General features: G+C 58.8%; 13 protein-coding genes. 7 read left to right on the forward strand and 6 right to left on the reverse strand.

Annotated features, from left to right (window positions below):
* Positions 1 to 520 precede the first annotated feature (520 nt).
* Both hutC and F3H58_RS18205 read right to left on the reverse strand, forming a co-directional pair.
* The gene (gene hutC, locus F3H58_RS18200; protein ID WP_149743181.1) at positions 521 to 1,246 is read right to left on the reverse strand and encodes a histidine utilization transcriptional repressor HutC; all 726 of its coding nucleotides are present in this window, start codon (positions 1,244 to 1,246) and stop codon (positions 521 to 523) included.
* 51 nt (positions 1,247 to 1,297) lie between these two features.
* Positions 1,298 to 2,644 (reverse strand): formimidoylglutamate deiminase, encoded by a 1,347-nt coding sequence (locus F3H58_RS18205; protein ID WP_149743182.1) that lies wholly within the window; start codon positions 2,642 to 2,644, stop codon positions 1,298 to 1,300.
* A 114-nt stretch (positions 2,645 to 2,758) separates the two neighbouring features.
* Here F3H58_RS18205 and hutI point away from each other — a divergent pair, with 114 nt between their 5' ends.
* The 5 genes from hutI to F3H58_RS18230 all read left to right on the forward strand — a co-directional run bounded on the left by hutI (position 2,759) and on the right by F3H58_RS18230 (position 8,677).
* A complete protein-coding gene (hutI, locus tag F3H58_RS18210; protein ID WP_149743183.1) occupies positions 2,759 to 4,018 on the forward strand; it encodes an imidazolonepropionase in 1,260 nt (419 codons plus the stop codon).
* A complete protein-coding gene (gene hutH / locus F3H58_RS18215) occupies positions 4,015 to 5,559 on the forward strand; it encodes a histidine ammonia-lyase (protein ID WP_149743184.1) in 1,545 nt (514 codons plus the stop codon). Before hutI ends, hutH begins: the two co-directional genes overlap by 4 nt.
* A 1-nt stretch (position 5,560) precedes the next feature.
* Positions 5,561 to 6,361: an N-formylglutamate deformylase gene (gene hutG / locus F3H58_RS18220; protein ID WP_149743185.1), complete on the forward strand. Its 801-nt coding sequence runs from the start codon at positions 5,561 to 5,563 to the stop codon at positions 6,359 to 6,361.
* 11 nt (positions 6,362 to 6,372) lie between these two features.
* Complete coding sequence (gene hutU / locus F3H58_RS18225) at positions 6,373 to 8,046, forward strand: urocanate hydratase (RefSeq protein ID WP_020809629.1); 1,674 nt, start codon at positions 6,373 to 6,375, stop codon at positions 8,044 to 8,046.
* A gap of 61 nt (positions 8,047 to 8,107) precedes the next feature.
* The gene (locus F3H58_RS18230; RefSeq protein ID WP_149743186.1) at positions 8,108 to 8,677 is read left to right on the forward strand and encodes a HutD/Ves family protein; all 570 of its coding nucleotides are present in this window, start codon (positions 8,108 to 8,110) and stop codon (positions 8,675 to 8,677) included.
* Between the two features lie 58 nt (positions 8,678 to 8,735).
* On the opposite strand, the gene F3H58_RS18235 is transcribed toward F3H58_RS18230, so the two are convergent.
* The 4 genes from F3H58_RS18235 to F3H58_RS18250 all read right to left on the reverse strand — a co-directional run bounded on the left by F3H58_RS18235 (position 8,736) and on the right by F3H58_RS18250 (position 13,565).
* Positions 8,736 to 10,214 carry a M81 family metallopeptidase gene (locus F3H58_RS18235; protein ID WP_149743187.1) on the reverse strand — a complete coding sequence of 493 codons (1,479 nt, stop codon included), beginning with the start codon at positions 10,212 to 10,214 and terminating at the stop codon, positions 8,736 to 8,738.
* A gap of 70 nt (positions 10,215 to 10,284) precedes the next feature.
* Complete coding sequence (locus F3H58_RS18240) at positions 10,285 to 11,373, reverse strand: D-TA family PLP-dependent enzyme (protein WP_149743324.1); 1,089 nt, start codon at positions 11,371 to 11,373, stop codon at positions 10,285 to 10,287.
* A 31-nt stretch (positions 11,374 to 11,404) separates the two neighbouring features.
* A complete protein-coding gene (locus tag F3H58_RS18245) occupies positions 11,405 to 11,800 on the reverse strand; it encodes a RidA family protein (RefSeq protein ID WP_059758295.1) in 396 nt (131 codons plus the stop codon).
* A 379-nt stretch (positions 11,801 to 12,179) separates the two neighbouring features.
* A complete protein-coding gene (locus tag F3H58_RS18250; protein ID WP_149743188.1) occupies positions 12,180 to 13,565 on the reverse strand; it encodes an FAD/NAD(P)-binding protein in 1,386 nt (461 codons plus the stop codon).
* Positions 13,566 to 13,999: 434 nt separating this feature from the next.
* On the opposite strand from F3H58_RS18250, the gene repA reads away from it, so the two are divergent.
* Complete coding sequence (gene repA / locus F3H58_RS18255) at positions 14,000 to 15,214, forward strand: plasmid partitioning protein RepA (protein ID WP_149743189.1); 1,215 nt, start codon at positions 14,000 to 14,002, stop codon at positions 15,212 to 15,214.
* The gene (gene repB / locus F3H58_RS18260; protein WP_142845590.1) at positions 15,211 to 16,224 is read left to right on the forward strand and encodes a plasmid partitioning protein RepB; all 1,014 of its coding nucleotides are present in this window, start codon (positions 15,211 to 15,213) and stop codon (positions 16,222 to 16,224) included. The genes repA and repB overlap by 4 nt, the downstream gene beginning before the upstream one ends.
* Positions 16,225 to 16,276 lie beyond the last annotated feature (52 nt).

Raw genomic sequence — 16,276 nt, forward strand, 5'->3', positions numbered from 1 at the left:
GAACTCACACCCATCATTCCGCGCATCACTGCGCTCATAATGAGGTGTATTCTCTTATCCAAACGTGACCGTCAAAGTCTATTCCTGAGATCCAAATTACCTTCAGACCCCGCAAGCTTCGCCGCCCACGTTTCTCTTTCTTCTCATATTCAATTGTCAAATAACAGACCGCCCAAAGCAGTCACAAAATCAATCGCCCCAAAGCCATAAGCCCCGAAACCCAACAAGCAATCCGCTCATCAACTTGATTTCTTCAGAACGAAAGTCGCCGTCGCCAGCAGCGCCGCCGCCCTCGTTCAGTGAGCGGACTTATAAATCTACCCAGCCAAACAAGTCAACACAGCAATATCAAAAAAAACAAGAAATGTGATATGTACCTGATTGTAAAAGGGAATTTGAAAATTATCGTATAAATTAACGACTTTTAACGGTTTTCCCGTCGGTGCCCGCCAAGCTTGATGGGACTTCCCCTATATAGGGTCTCCATATCGCAATAACAGGGGCGAAGGCCTTGCGGATGTCAGTCGGAAGACGGGCTGAAGCGGGCGACCAGCGCATGCGCATTGCCGGGATAGGTGAAGCGTACATAGGTGACAGCGCCCGAATTGCTCCAGGTACGGCGCTCCACGACAAGACACGCCTGCCTGTCGGAAACGCCGAGCAAGCGCGCGATCTCCTTCGACGGTGTTTCGGCGCTGATCCGGTGTTCGGCAGTGCTCCAGGGAACATGGCCGAGCAGCCAGGGGCCGGGTGCAATTTCGGTAAAGTCGGTTTCAGCCGCTTCCGGCACGGCCGTCAGATTGATGAGGCGCTGTTCGACACAGAATTCGCGCGCACCGGCGAAATGGATGCAGAGAATGTCGAGCAAGGGTGTCCCGACGGACACATCGAGCCGCTCACGATCCGCGCTTTTCGCGCTGCGCCTTTCGCGCTTCAGGATTTTGAAGCCATAGTCGAGGCCAAGGGATTCGACTTCGGCCCCGATATCGTGAATTTGGAGAACGGCGGACTGGATCTGCGGCTGGCGAACGAAACTGCCGGATTTCTTGCGGCGTTCGATCAAACCGGCCTTGGCCAGCTGGCCCATGACCTTGTTCACGGTCATGCGCGAACAGTGATATTGATCGGCAAGGTCGACCTCGAAAGGCAACCGGTGGCCCGGCGGCCATTCTCCCGAAACGATCCGGCTCTCGATCTCAGTGAGGATACGCTGGTGCAGGGTCTGCCCGGCTGATGCTTTCGTCACGTCCGCAATGCCTTTCCCCGCTGGCTTTTTCCTGTTTCCGCCGAGCCCATATCAGCTATCGAGAAGTTCAGCCATGACCTTGTTGAAACGATCGGATATTTCGCGGCGGTGGATATGCCGGCCGGCCTGCACGCGCTTTTTGCCGCGCACCCAAACAGAATCGACAGAAACGCCGCCCGCGAATATCCACTGATCGAGAATCTGGGATATCGGAAGATAAGGAACGGCCGAAACATCAAGAGAGACGAAATCGGCGCTTTTTCCGTTTTCCAGACCGTTTCGCGACACCAGAGCCCTGCCGCCGCCTTCGAGCGCCTGCCGGAAGAGTTTTTCGCCCGTGGAATGACCGGCATCGGCGATGACATTGCGTGCCCGATGCGAGAAGCGTTGCGAATATTCAAGCGTTCGCAATTCTTCCGGCACGGAAATCAGAATGTTGGAATCGGATCCGACGCCATAATGGCCGTTTTCAGCGAGAAACGCCGGAGCCGGGAAGATGCCGTCGCCGAGATTGGCTTCGGTGATCGGGCAGAGGCCGGCAACAGCACCGCTTTTTGCCATGCCTCGCGTTTCGGTTTCCGTCATATGTGTCGCATGGATAAGGCACCAACGGCCATCGACCGGCGCGTTTTCAAGCAGCCATTCCACCGGCCTCGCCCCGGAAAAGGCGAGCGAATCTTCCACTTCTTTCGTCTGTTCCGCCACATGAATATGGATCGGCCCGCCTTTTGCCAGCGGCTCGATGGCTGCCAGCTCGTCGCCGGCCACTGCACGCAGGCTGTGCGGCGCGATCCCGAGCGTGGCGCCCGGCAGCCTGTCCACCACGGCCTGCGCACCCTGCATCAGCTTTCCGTAACTGTCGAGCGAATGGATGAAACGCTTCTGCCCGTCGATTGGCGCCTGGCCGCCGAAACCGGAATGGGCATAAAAGACCGGCAGCAATGTGAGGCCAATGCCCGTCTGCGAGGCGGCCGCGCCGATACGTTCGGCCATTTCGGCGATATTGCCGTAATGCGAGCCATCCCTGTCATTATGCAGATAGTGAAATTCTCCAACCCGCCCGAAACCGGCCTCTAGCATTTCCATATAAAGCTGGGCGGCAACCGCCTCGACATGGTCAGGCGTCATGGAGAGTGCGAATTTATACATGACGGTGCGCCAGCTCCAGAAACTGTCATCGCCGGGACCACGGATTTCGGCAAGCCCGGCCATGGCGCGCTGAAAGGCGTGGCTGTGAAGATTGGGCATGGCCGGGACAATGACGGCATGGCGCTCATCCTGCGGCTGCGGGGAAACACCGGTTTCCACGGATAAAATAGCACCTTCGTCGCAGACGATGCGAACATCCTTCGCCCATCCATCCACCAGAAGCGCTGCGCCCGCGTGAATTGCCGTCATGCCACCCTCTCCTTTGGTTCTGTCCGGCAAGGCCATTTCAAACACGAAATTGCAACTTGCCAAGCCGATTATTATGTATATACATTTAACTCACAAAGGAAAGGCGAAAAGCAAATGCCAGGGAACAAATCTGCAAACGGAACGGCGACGGGGAACGCCACGGCTTTGTGGCGCAACGCCCGGCTGGCAACCTTTAATCCCGCCATGGAAGGCATCGGCGCCGTCGAAAACGCTGTCATTGCCGTGCGTAACGGCCGCATCGCCTTTGCCGGCCCTGAGAGCGATCTGCCCGCCGATCTGGCAACGGCCGATGAGACCAACGATTGCGGCGGCCGCTGGATCACCCCTGCCCTGATCGACTGCCACACCCATCTTGTCTTCGGCGGCAACCGCGCCATGGAATTCGAGATGCGGCTGAATGGGGCGACCTATGAAGAGATCGCCAAAGCGGGCGGCGGCATTGTTTCTTCGGTGCGCGACACGCGCGCGCTTTCGGAAGATGCTCTGGTGACGCAGGCTTTGCCGCGTCTCGACACGCTTCTTTCCGAAGGCGTTTCCACTGTCGAAATCAAATCCGGTTACGGTCTCGACATTGAAACCGAGCTGAAAATGCTGCGCGTCGCCCGCAGGCTCGAGACATTGCGGCCGGTGCGCATCGTCACCAGCTATCTCGCCGCACATGCGACACCTGCAGACTATAAGGGGCGCAACGCCGATTATATCGGCGATGTCGTTCTGCCTGGGCTGGAAAAAGCCCATGCGGAAGGGCTGGCGGATGCGGTTGACGGTTTTTGCGAAGGCATCGCCTTTTCCGTCGAGGAGATCGACCGGGTTTTCAAGGCTGCAAAACAATATGGTTTTCCGGTCAAACTTCATGCCGAGCAGCTTTCCAACCTTGGCGGTTCCGCGCTTGCGGCATCCTATAACGCCCTTTCGGCCGATCACCTCGAATATCTTGATGAGGCCGGTGCTAAGGCGCTGGCGAAAGCGGGAACCGTGGCCGTGCTTCTTCCCGGCGCTTTCTACGCGCTCAGGGAAAAACAATTGCCGCCGGTACAGGCCCTGCGCGATGCCGGAGCCGACATTGCGCTGGCAACGGACTGCAACCCCGGCACTTCGCCCCTCACCTCCCTGCTGCTGACCATGAATATGGGCGCAACGCTTTTCCGCATGACCGTGGAAGAGTGTCTGACGGCGACGACACGCAACGCGGCAAAGGCGCTCGGCCTGCTTACGGAAACCGGCACGCTGGAGGCCGGAAAATCCGCTGATTTCGCCATCTGGGATATCGAACGTCCGGCAGAACTCGTCTACCGCATCGGTTTCAATCCGCTCCACGCCCGCATTTTCAAGGGACAGAAGGTTTGCCCATGACCATGAAGACCATCACGCTTCACCCCGGCAATGTGACCTTAGCCGATCTCGCCGCGATATACTGGGAGAACGGCAGCGCCAAACTCGACCGCAGCTTTGATAAAGGCATTGAAAAGGCGGCGGCCCGCATCGCGGAGATCGCTGCCGGCAATGCGCCGGTCTATGGCATCAATACCGGTTTCGGCAAACTCGCTTCCATCAAGATCGATGCGGCCGATGTGGCGACGCTGCAGCGCAATCTCATCCTGTCGCATTGCTGCGGGGTCGGCGCGCCGCTTCCTGAAAATGTCGTGCGGCTGATCATGGCGCTGAAGCTGGTTTCGCTCGGTCGCGGCGCATCCGGCGTGCGGCTGCAACTTGTGCGGCTGATCGAAGCCATGCTGGAGAAGGGCGTCATCCCCGTCATTCCCGAAAAGGGTTCGGTTGGGGCTTCCGGCGATCTCGCGCCGCTTGCCCATATGGCGGCGGTGATGATGGGCGAAGGCGAAGCCATTTATGCGGGCACGCTTCTGCCGGCCGGCGAAGCGCTTGCGAAAGCCGGACTGACCCCGGTGGTGCTTGCCGCCAAGGAAGGGCTGGCGCTGATCAACGGCACGCAGACTTCGACGGCGCTGGCGCTCGCCGGTCTTTTCCGAGCCCATCGCGCGGCACAGGCGGCGCTGATTACCGGTGCGCTTTCCACAGATGCCGCCATGGGGTCTTCCGCGCCTTTCCATCCCGATATTCACAGCCTGCGGGGTCATAAGGGCCAGATCGACGCGGGAGCTGCGCTTCGTAATCTGCTGGAAGGTTCGGAAATCCGCGTCAGCCATATCGAGGGTGACGAGCGGGTGCAGGATCCCTATTGCATTCGTTGCCAGCCGCAGGTGGATGGCGCCTGCCTCGATCTTCTGCGGCAGGTGGCCCGCGCGCTGGAAATCGAAGCCAATGCCGTGACTGATAATCCGCTGGTGCTTTCAGACAATTCCGTCGTCTCCGGCGGTAATTTCCACGCCGAACCGGTGGCCTTTGCCGCCGACCAGACGGCGCTCGCCATTTGCGAGATCGGCGCGATCGCCCAGCGCCGTGTGGCGCTGCTGGTCGATCCGGCCCTCTCCTATGGTCTGCCGGCCTTTCTTTCCAAAAAGCCCGGGCTGAATTCCGGCCTGATGATCGCGGAAGTCACCTCCGCCGCGCTGATGAGCGAGAACAAGCAGATGGCGCATCCGGCCTCGGTGGATTCCACACCGACCTCCGCCAATCAGGAAGACCATGTCTCCATGGCCTGCCATGGCGCGCGCCGCCTGCTGCCGATGACGGACAATCTCTTCGCCATTCTCGGCATCGAGGCGCTTTCGGCCGTGCAGGGTGTGGAGCTGCGTGGGCCGTTGAAAACGAGCCCCGAACTGCAAAAGGTGATTGCGGCGTTGCGCGCGGCGGTCCCTTCGCTGGAGGAAGACCGCTATATGGCGCCGGACCTGAAGGCTGCGGCGGAGTTGATTGCCTCCGGCGCGCTGGTCGCGACGATTTCGGACGGCATTCTGCCAAAGCTGGAGGTTTGAGATGCGTGTCTTCGACGTCAAGGAAGGTTCATCGCCCATCATCCTCGGACTACCTCACACCGGCACGGATGTTCCTGCTGAGATTTGGGATAGTCTCAACGATAACGGCAAGATTCTCGCCGATACGGACTGGCATATCCATGAGCTCTATGCCGGCCTTCTCGAGAGCGCGACAACCGTAAGGGCGACCTTCCATCGTTATGTGATCGACGCCAACCGCGACCCGGCCGGGGTCAGCCTTTATCCGGGCCAGAACACAACCGGGCTTGTTCCGGAGACCGATTTCGACGGCGAGCCGATCTGGAATGAAGGACAGGAACCCGCAGCGGACGATATCGCCTATCGTCTGGAAAACTTCCACGCGCCCTATCACGCGGCCCTTGCGGCGGAAATCGAGCGGGTCAAATCCATCCACGGCATCGCCATTCTCTATGATTGCCATTCGATCCGTTCGCATATTCCCTTCCTATTCGAAGGCAAGCTGCCGCATTTCAACATCGGCACGGATATGGGCAAGACCTGCGATCCGGCCATCGAAAAGATCGCCGTCGAGGTGACCGCCGCAGCGGAGGGCTACGACAGCATTCTGAACGGTCGTTTCAAGGGCGGCTGGACGACGCGCCATTACGGAAAACCGCAGAGCGGCGTGCACGCCATTCAGATGGAGCTGGCGCAATCCACCCATCTTCAAAGCGAGACGCCGCCTTTTGCCTATGACACGGGCAAGGCCGAACGGCTTCGCTCCCATCTCAAAACCATTCTCACGCGCATGGAAAGATTTGCGCTCGACACGAAACGATAAGGGGAAAGCACATGAACAATCCACGCCACAATATTCGCGATGTCCGCTCGCCGCAGGGCACTGACCTCAATGCCAAAAGCTGGATGACGGAAGCGCCGCTGCGCATGCTGATGAACAATCTCGACCCTGACGTGGCCGAGCGCCCGCATGAGCTGGTGGTTTATGGCGGCATCGGCCGCGCCGCCCGCACCTGGGACGATTTCGACCGTATCGTCGCGACGCTGAAGGATTTGAACGAGGATGAAACCCTCATCGTGCAGTCCGGCAAGCCGGTCGGCGTGTTCCGCACCCATAAGGACGCGCCGCGCGTTCTGATCGCCAATTCCAACCTTGTGCCGCACTGGGCGAACTGGGATCATTTCAACGAACTGGATAAGAAGGGCCTTGCCATGTACGGCCAGATGACGGCCGGTTCGTGGATCTACATCGGTACGCAGGGCATCGTGCAGGGCACCTATGAGACCTTCGTCGAGGCGGGCCGCCAGCATTATGACGGCAACCTGAAGGGCAAGTGGATCCTGACCGGCGGTCTCGGCGGCATGGGCGGCGCACAGCCGCTCGCCGCCGTCATGGCCGGCGCCTGCTGCCTTGCCGTCGAATGCGATGAAACCCGCGTCGATTTCCGCCTGCGCACCCGTTATGTCGATGCGAAGGCGCATACGCTCGATGAGGCGCTGGCGCTGATCGACCAATGGACCAAGGCGGGCGAGGCGAAATCCGTCGGCCTGATCGGCAATGCGGCGGAAATCTTCCCCGAACTCGTCCGTCGCGGCGTTCGTCCCGATATCGTTACCGACCAGACCTCGGCGCACGATCCCGTCCATGGTTACCTTCCGGCCGGATGGACCGTTGCCGAATGGCGCGCCAAGCAGGAAAGCGACCCGAAAGCGGTTGCGGCTGCCGCCCGCGCCTCCATGAAAGTGCATGTGCAGGCCATGGTCGATTTCTGGAACGCCGGCGTTCCCACGCTCGATTACGGCAACAATATCCGCCAGGTCGCCAAGGATGAGGGGCTGGAAAACGCCTTCGCCTTTCCGGGCTTCGTGCCGGCCTATATCCGCCCGCTGTTTTGCCGCGGCATCGGCCCGTTCCGCTGGGCGGCCCTTTCCGGCGATCCGGAAGACATCTACAAGACCGACGCCAAGGTGAAGGAACTGCTGCCAGACAACAAGCACCTGCACAACTGGCTGGACATGGCGCGCGAGCGCATCGCATTTCAGGGCCTGCCGGCGCGTATTTGCTGGGTCGGCCTTGGCGACCGCCACCGTCTCGGCCTCGCATTCAACGAAATGGTCAGGAACGGTGAGCTGAAGGCGCCGATCGTCATCGGACGCGACCATCTGGATTCCGGCTCTGTCGCCTCGCCCAACCGCGAGACCGAGGCCATGAAGGATGGCTCGGACGCCGTTTCCGACTGGCCGCTCCTGAACGCGCTGCTCAACACCGCATCCGGCGCGACCTGGGTGTCGTTGCATCACGGCGGCGGCGTCGGCATGGGCTTCTCGCAGCATTCCGGCATGGTCATCTGCGCCGATGGCACCGACGATGCCGCTCGCCGGCTGGAGCGCGTGCTGTGGAATGACCCGGCAACCGGCGTCATGCGCCATGCCGATGCCGGTTATGACATCGCCGTGGAATGCGCAAAGGAACAGGGCCTGCGCCTGCCCGGCATTCTCGGCAATTGATCCTCTTTCGGCCGGAAAGAGAAACACCTTTCCGGCCGATCCCCCTCAAAAGTGGAAAACCATGACCCTGCTGCGCGCAAGCGACTACAAGCGAATGCCCTGGAAAAACGGCGGCGGCGAGACGGTGGAAATCGCCATCTTTCCACCGACGTCTTCCGTCGAGAATTTCGACTGGCGCATCAGCATGGCGACAGTGGCGAGCGACGGGCCGTTTTCGATCTTCCCCGGCATAGACCGCACCCTCTCCATTCTTGAGGGAAACGGCATGGCGCTGGCAATTGCGGCCGGCGATCCGCTGTTGCTGACAATGGAAAGCCCACCCCTGCCCTTTCCGGCCGATGTTCCCGTGAATGCGACCCTACCCGATGGCGCGATCACCGATCTGAACGTAATGACCCGCCGTTCGCGCTTTCGTCATGTCGTTAAAAGGCATTCCGGCCCATTTTCGGGAAAAGCCGCCGGAAACACGACGCTTGTGCTGGCGCTCGACCCGCTGACGATTTTAACCGGTGAAGGTAAGAAACGATTGGGGAAGCTGGATGGTCTGCTGATCGAAGGCGGTTTACCGTTCACCGTCGAAGGAGATCGAAGCGAAAGCGCGTTTTTCCTGATCGCCCTCGAGCGTCTCTGAAGCCTTCCGGAAAAGGCTTCACAAGTTCCGTCCGGATAATGCTCAAACCGCTGCCGCCTCAGTCCAGGCCCAGCGGATCGGCCACCCGTGGCCAAAGCTCCAGGCTCGCCTTGCGATAGGGCGTTTTCGCCGGATCGGTCGGATAAGATGTCGGGGCCGCGATATAAACGATCTCGGAGGCGACCGGCGCAAACCCCGCATGAAAATGGTTGGTGGACTTGACCAGTAGCACGTCTTTTTTCGCGAAATCGACGTCGAGATTGGAAAAGATATCCGGCTCATAAGTTTGCGTGCGGCTGGTGATGAGGATGATGTCGATCTGCGTGCCGAGCGGCCGGACAACAGCAGCACGGCCGAGCGTTACGCGGCTGTTGCGGAAACTCTGCCAGCCGGCCTCGGCCGTGCGCATCACCTTTATGCGGAAATCGAGCGGCTCGCCGCCTTCCGGGCTGGATTTGCCGCCGATGCGCAGATCGATCTCGGCCCCCTCGCCCGCCGCGTGACAGAAAGACACCGCAATCGGGTCCCAGATCGTCGCGACGGCGATATTGTCCATGCCGCGCTCCACCATGCGCCGCAGAATATGGGTGGCGTCACCGGCGACACCGCCGCCCGGATTGTCCCAGATATCCGATACGACGACCGGTCTGTCCGGATTGTTGCTGCGAATGGCAAGAACCTGGTCGAGACCCGATTCCGTATCCAGCATCGGCATGGCGGTCAGCTTGCGCATGGCATAAAGCTCATGGCCGAGCCTTTCGGCCAGCGCATCACCCTTTGCCCTGTCATTATCGGTCACGACAACGATGCGCGTTCCCATATCCGGCACATCGCCCGCCATGAAACCGTGAATGACGGAAATTGACAGGATTCCATCCTTGCCTTCCATCGCCTTCAGCCGGTCGACGTAAGAGCGCATCGGCTCGCGGCTGGTGGGATAAATGGTGATCATGCGGCAATCGAAAGTGGAGATGACCGGCTGGATCTCCCCCCGAAGCGTGCGCAGCGCCATTTCCACCACATGCTCGCCGCGCTCTTCGAAATCCGTATGCGGAAACTCCAGAAACGTCGCCATGATATCGAGATTTCTGACCCGAAGCGGCGTCAGATGGCTGTGCGGATCGAATTCCGCCGCAACCAGCACATCCGGTCCGACCAATGCGCGGACGCGCGACAGGAAATCCCCTTCCGGATCGTCATAACCCTGTGCCACCATGGCGCCGTGCAGACCGAGCACCACGGCATCGACCGGCATGGCGGCGCTGAGTTCGGCGAGAATCGTATCCCGCAGCGTTTCATAGGTCTGGCGCTGGATGAGGCCCGCCGGTTCCGCCCAACAGGAAGTTCCCTCTATTACCGTGAACCCTTCCGCCTGGCCGCGACGGCGCAAGATCGGCACTGGCGACGAGCAGAGCGTCGGCGTTTCTGGATGTTCCCCCGGCCCGGCATAAAAAGCCGCGCGAAAGGCGTCCATATCCGTCGGGACAGGTGAAAACGTGTTGGTTTCGGTGGCGAGTGACGCCGTGAAGATGCGCATGTCTCTAGATTCTCGTACCGCAATCTGCCCTTCGGCAGCTTCATTTCAGAATTTAATTAGCCGGGTAATTTTACCAGACTGTACCGCGGGCCGCGACCTGCTCAACCCGCGTTACAAAGCCGTTTCGATGGAAAACCATCCTGTCGAAAAGATTGCTGACAACGCAGGTGTGGTTCGGAACGACCTTGACCACATCGCCGATTTCAGGCCGGCCCGAGGCACAGCCGGATAGATCGACAACCGCATGTTCTTCCGAAAGCGAGATGATTTTCGCACCTTCATAGCCCTCGAGCAGCCCGTAATCGCTGAAACCCAGAAGATCCGAGGTCAGGGCCTTGGAGCCGCAATCCAGCACCGCCCGATCGGCTGTCGGTCGCGATACGACGGTGGCAAGAACATGCATGGCGAGATCGTCCGCCGTGCAATGTCCGGCGCGCAGCATGGCGCGATCATTATAGACATAGGTGCCGGCCCGATGTTCGGTGGCGGAAGGAACGAGATGGGCGGCGTAAAAATCCGGAGAACCGCCGCTGGATCGCACCGGGCAGTCCATGCCCTTTGCCGCCAGCAACGCCATGGTCTCGCGCAGGAAGTTTTCCACCGTCGCGGCTCCGCCCGGTGCCGGATAGGTCAAAATGCCCTTGAATGTGAGGCCCGGGGCTGCAGCGATCTTTTCCGCAAGCGCCCGTGCCGCTTCCGGCGTCTGCACACCGCAGCGCTTGCCGCCGGTGTCGCATTCGACCAGCACGGCAAGCGGCCTTGCGGCATCGAATGTATCGGCAAGGCCGGCAATCGTGACCGCGCTATCGGCAACCACGCTCAGCCGGCCGATGCGCGCATTCAGCGCCTTCAGCCGCGACAGCTTTGCTGCACCGAGAATATTATAGGTGATCAGAATGTCATCGAAACCGGCATCCGCAAAAACCTCCGCCTCACTGACTTTCTGGCAATTAATGCCGATGGCGCCGGCCTGAAGCTGCTGCTTTGCGACGGCGGGTATCTTGTGCGTCTTGATATGCGGCCGAAAGGCCTTGTCGTGATCATCCAGATAGGATTGCGCCTTGAGGATATTGGCGGCGAGCCTGTCCTCGTCGATGACAGGCATCGGCGTCGAAATCGCATTGAGGGGTGTGCCCGCATCAGGCCAGGGATAGGTCATCATTTACTCTCAAACATCGGCAAATTGGGCTTCAGGCCAGCGGCTTGTAGGCGATAACGTCCATTTCCACCTTGGCATCGACCATCAGCGGAGATTGCACGGTGGAGCGTGCCGGCGGATGATCGATGAAATATTTCTGGAAGACAGCGTTAAAGCTCGAAAAATCCCGGGCATCGTCCAGCCAGACATTGACCTTGACCACATCCGCAAGCGTACAATCGGCAAGCGCCAGAACATCCTTGATATTCGCAACCACCTGCTCGGTCTGCGCCACGATTCCGCCAGTCACGACCTCGCCATCGACGGTCGGCACCTGCCCGGAAACATAAACGAAATCGCCAGCCCGGACGGCCTTGGCAAATGGTCGCCGCTGTCCACCAGCCTGATTGTCCGCCGCCTCATATCGTATCAGTTTCGGCTTTTGCATAAGTCCTCGCAAATTATTTTCATAATTTCAGAAATTTTCGCGATTTGTAGCCGATTTCATGACACATTTCCATAAGCAATGTAAATTATTTAGCAATCGCGCACATTACGTGCAAAATCCGCTGCCACGCTTACCGCTGTTGATTATAGGAAAAAGTATTGCTCATGGTCCATATATGCCGTGATTCATGGGGGGCTGCAGACTTATCATGCGGCCCTCTGCGGCGCATTCGCCCTGCGTTACACTCGCCAAATTCGGTATCTACGGAATTTCCAACACATTCTTCAAAGAAAAAGTTTGCCGCGGCTAACCTCGGAGAAGAGGTTCTAAAAACGATAAAACAAAGATACGTCTCGCTTCGGCCGGCCCTTCAACCAACTCAACCCCGTGCGGAAAGCCGATCGCTCGCTGTCACTCTGTCCGTGATCTCGTGCGCGATCTTCTGCGCCTGCACACGAATATCCGGAACGGCGGTAATTTCCCAGAAGCGGCCCGCCGTCAGCGCACCGGCGGCGAAAAGACCGGGCCAGCTTCGTCCGTCAGTCCGAAGCAAACGGGACTGGCCGTCAACTTCTACACCGAGGCCGAAGGGATCGAGCAAAATAACGCCTTCACCGCGCATCGTTTCAAGAAGCCGCGAATGGCCGATGCCGGCCCGCTCCATTCCCGTGCAATTGACGACCCAATCGACCTGCAGCTCCTTCAATATCTGCGTATGCCTGCGGCGGTAACGCACGGCGATCCCCTCCTCTCCTTCTTCTATGGAGCGAAGGTAACCTGCATGAATTTCAAGAACACCATCTGAAAGCAACTTCCCGAAAGCGCGAGACACTTCCGGCGCGATACGGTGCCGATGGATGTTCCACCACGGCAAGGCATGCCGAAGGAACCGGCTGCGTTGCGCAGGTGTAAGACGTTGCCAAAGCGATTGAGTTTGCGGTCGCAAGCCATCCATGACGGTGCGCCATGGCGTCCCATCGCGCACCTGCTTGCGCAGAGCGTGCAGCAACCGGCTAATCTCCGTCGAGCCTTCAGGTAAATTCGGCCCCGCGGGCGGTGACGGTGGGCTGACATGCGGATGCGGCACCAGACCACGGCGGGACAGGACATGGATTGGCCCTTGATGTCCTTTTCCCCTCAGAGTCAAAACCTGATCGATCATCGTCAGGCCCGACCCCAGAATACAAATGCGATCTCCGGCTTTGATTTTGGACAACCATCCCGGCTGCCAGCAGTGGCCGATGATACGTTGCGGGCCCTCTTCTTCCCTTGCGACAGTTTGCACCGGCAAACTCGCCGCGCCGACACCCAGACATAGAACGACATTCTGCGCGCGCAGCTGCTCACCATTTTCCAGCGTAAAAGAAAATCCGCCTGTGCCATCCGGCCGACAGGCCGAAGCCTTGGCCCGAACGAAGTCCAGCCGGGCTCGTTGCTCCCTGCTTCTAAGCAAACCAGCCAGTCTGTCGCGAAGATAAAGACCGTAATCACCGCGCGAAGCGAACAGCAGGGGATTGTCCGCGATCCCGTTTTCCGCCAACCAGTCGACAAAGTCATCAGGCCTGTCAGGGAAAACACTCATTCGCCCGGCCGGCACATTCAGACGATGATAGGGCAGTTCCGTGCGATAGGCGGTGCCGCGCCCGAAATCCGAATCATCGCCGACGATAGCGATAGAGGCTTCCGCCGGCAGAGACGATAAAAGATGGGCGGCGGTACAGATGGCCGAAAAACCCGACCCGACGAGAGCGACATCATAGGACATTCATTCCTCCAACCTGCGACAGCTTGAAAAGCCAGACGACGGGTGTCGAACCCAACGATACTCTAGTCAACAAGTAGAGATTAAACAGATGCGAATGTCCACCCTTCACTTTCTACCGCCGGGATTATCGGAGCCATAGAAGATCAAACCCCAAAGTTAGCCGCGGCAAACTTCCGCACGGGACGGATATCTGGGGCGCCAAAAGACGCAACGACGCCCTTCATTATGATCGACAATGAGAAGTTAGCCGCGGCTAACCGTCAAACCGTCACAAAAAGCAAATGTGATTCTTCCACAATGCTTTAGCGGCACTTTCCAACCTGAGAAAAAAGCCTATTGCGCCAAAAAGAGAATCGGCGCTTATATCTCAGTTGCGGAAAAAACCGCCTTTTTCGAAAAAAACCGCTACTGCAATTTCGAGCGAAAGAAGACCGATGACACAGAGTGCCGATTTAAGACGTGCCGCAGGAGCACCCGACCTGACGAGTCTTATACAACAGCATTCGGCTGCGTTGTCAGCCCAATTGCAGGCTCATAATGCAAATACATTTTCACCGCACACCGAAAAGAGCATGCGCCATTTCTCGCCGGCGGAAACCGCACGGTTGATCGGCATCGGCGAAGCCTATCTTCGCCAGATCGCCGCCGAGCGTCCGGAGCTCGATGCGGCGCAGGCTTCCGGTCGTCGTTCCTATTCCGTCGAGGATATGGACGAGATCAGAAAATTCCTCGATCAGGGCGCGCGTAGCACACGCCGTTATCTGCCGCATCGTCGTGACGGCGAAGAGTTGCAGGTCATCGCGGTCATGAACTTCAAGGGCGGCTCGGGAAAAACCACGACATCTGCGCACCTAGCGCAATATCTGGCTTTGCGCGGTTACCGGGTGCTTGCCATCGATCTCGATCCGCAGGCCAGTCTGTCCGCTCTCTTCGGTCATCAGCCGGAGATTGATGTCGGTCCGAATGAAACGCTTTATGGCGCGATCCGTTACGACGAGGAACGCCGGCCGATCGCCGAGATCGTTCGTGGCACCTATATTCCCAATCTCCATATCGTTCCGGGCAATCTGGAGCTTATGGAATTCGAACACGACACGCCCCGCGCCCTGATGCGTCGCGCGCCGGGAGATACCTTGTTTTTTGCCCGCATCGGCCAGGCAATAGCGCAGGCGCAGAACTTCTATGACGTCGTGGTCATCGATTGCCCGCCGCAGCTTGGTTATCTGACACTTTCGGCGCTGACGGCCGCAACATCGGTTCTCGTCACCGTTCATCCGCAAATGCTCGATGTGATGTCGATGAACCAGTTCCTTGCCATGACCGGCGATCTTCTCGCTGAAATCGGCAGGGCGGGCGCGCGTTCCGACTACAACTGGATGCGTTACCTGATCACCCGTTTTGAACCGAGCGATGGGCCGCAAAACCAGATGGTCGCGTTCCTGCGCTCTATTTTCGGTGAAAACGTCCTCATCCACCCGATGCTGAAGAGCACGGCCGTCTCGGATGCCGGACTGACCAACCAGACACTTTTCGAAGTGGAAAGAACCCAGTTCACCCGGTCCACCTATGACCGCGCGCTGGAAGCCATGAACAACGTAAACGCTGAAATCGAAGGACTGATTAAAAAAGCGTGGGGTAGGGCAGCATGAGCAGAAAACAGATTTTCGCCAATCTCGGTACGCCGGGCGCCGACAGCAACGAGGCTGCCACCGAGCGGTCGCGTCCGCGTATCCGGCCCATCCTCGGTTCTCCGGAACTCGTGACGGATGTTCTGAATTCCCCGGTCGGCATGATCGGCCAGTCGCTCAACGAAGTATCGGAACGCGCCAAGCGCGCAGAAGAGATCGAAAAGCAGCTCGCGGAAGGTCTTACGATCGTTTCGCTCAACCCTGCCGATATCGATCCCTCTTTCATACCGGATCGCATGCCAGCCTCGGAAGAGGCGGATGCGGGTCTGGTAGAGGCCATTCGTGAACAGGGCCAGCAGGTTCCCATTCTGGTGCGCCCGCACCCCGAATTCCCGGGTCGTTATCAGGTCGCCTTCGGCCATCGTCGCCTGCGCGCCGTTTCCAGCCTCGGTATTCCGGTCAAGGCGGTCGTTCGTGATCTCAGCGACGAGCAGCTGGTGGTCGCCCAGGGACAGGAAAATAACGAGCGCCGCGACCTCACCTATATCGAAAAGGCACGTTTTGCCCAGAAACTGCAAATGCGGTTTCCTCGGGATACGATCATGGCCGCCATGTCGCTGCACAAGGGCGATCTCTCCAACATGCTTTCGGTTGTCGGCCGCATTCCCGAGGATCTGGTCGATCTGATTGGCCCGGCCCCGACTGTCGGCCGTCGTAACTGGATGGATCTTGCCGATCAGCTTTCCTCCTCGCAGGTCAAGGAAGCAGCCCGTGCCTATGTCAAGGACGCATCTGTTGCCGCCCTGCCATCGGAAGAACGTTTCAAGTCGCTTCTGGATTTTCTGAAGCCCAAGGCGCAGGCGAAAAAAACCGGCGTCTGGTCATCGCAAACCGGCGGTCGACTGGCAAAGGTGGTCGAAAGCGACCGCAAGCTGGATATCTCTATCGACAAGAACGAAGCCCCGGAATTTGCCGAGTTCGTTCTAGAACATCTTCAGACGCTGTTTGCCGAATACCGGTCCAAGCAGTGATTTTTAACTCGAACGACTAACAGGAGACGCATCACAAAAGAAAAAAGCCCCC

The organism is Rhizobium sp. NFACC06-2, assembly GCF_900101425.1.
Taxonomy (GTDB): domain Bacteria; phylum Pseudomonadota; class Alphaproteobacteria; order Rhizobiales; family Rhizobiaceae; genus Agrobacterium; species Agrobacterium leguminum.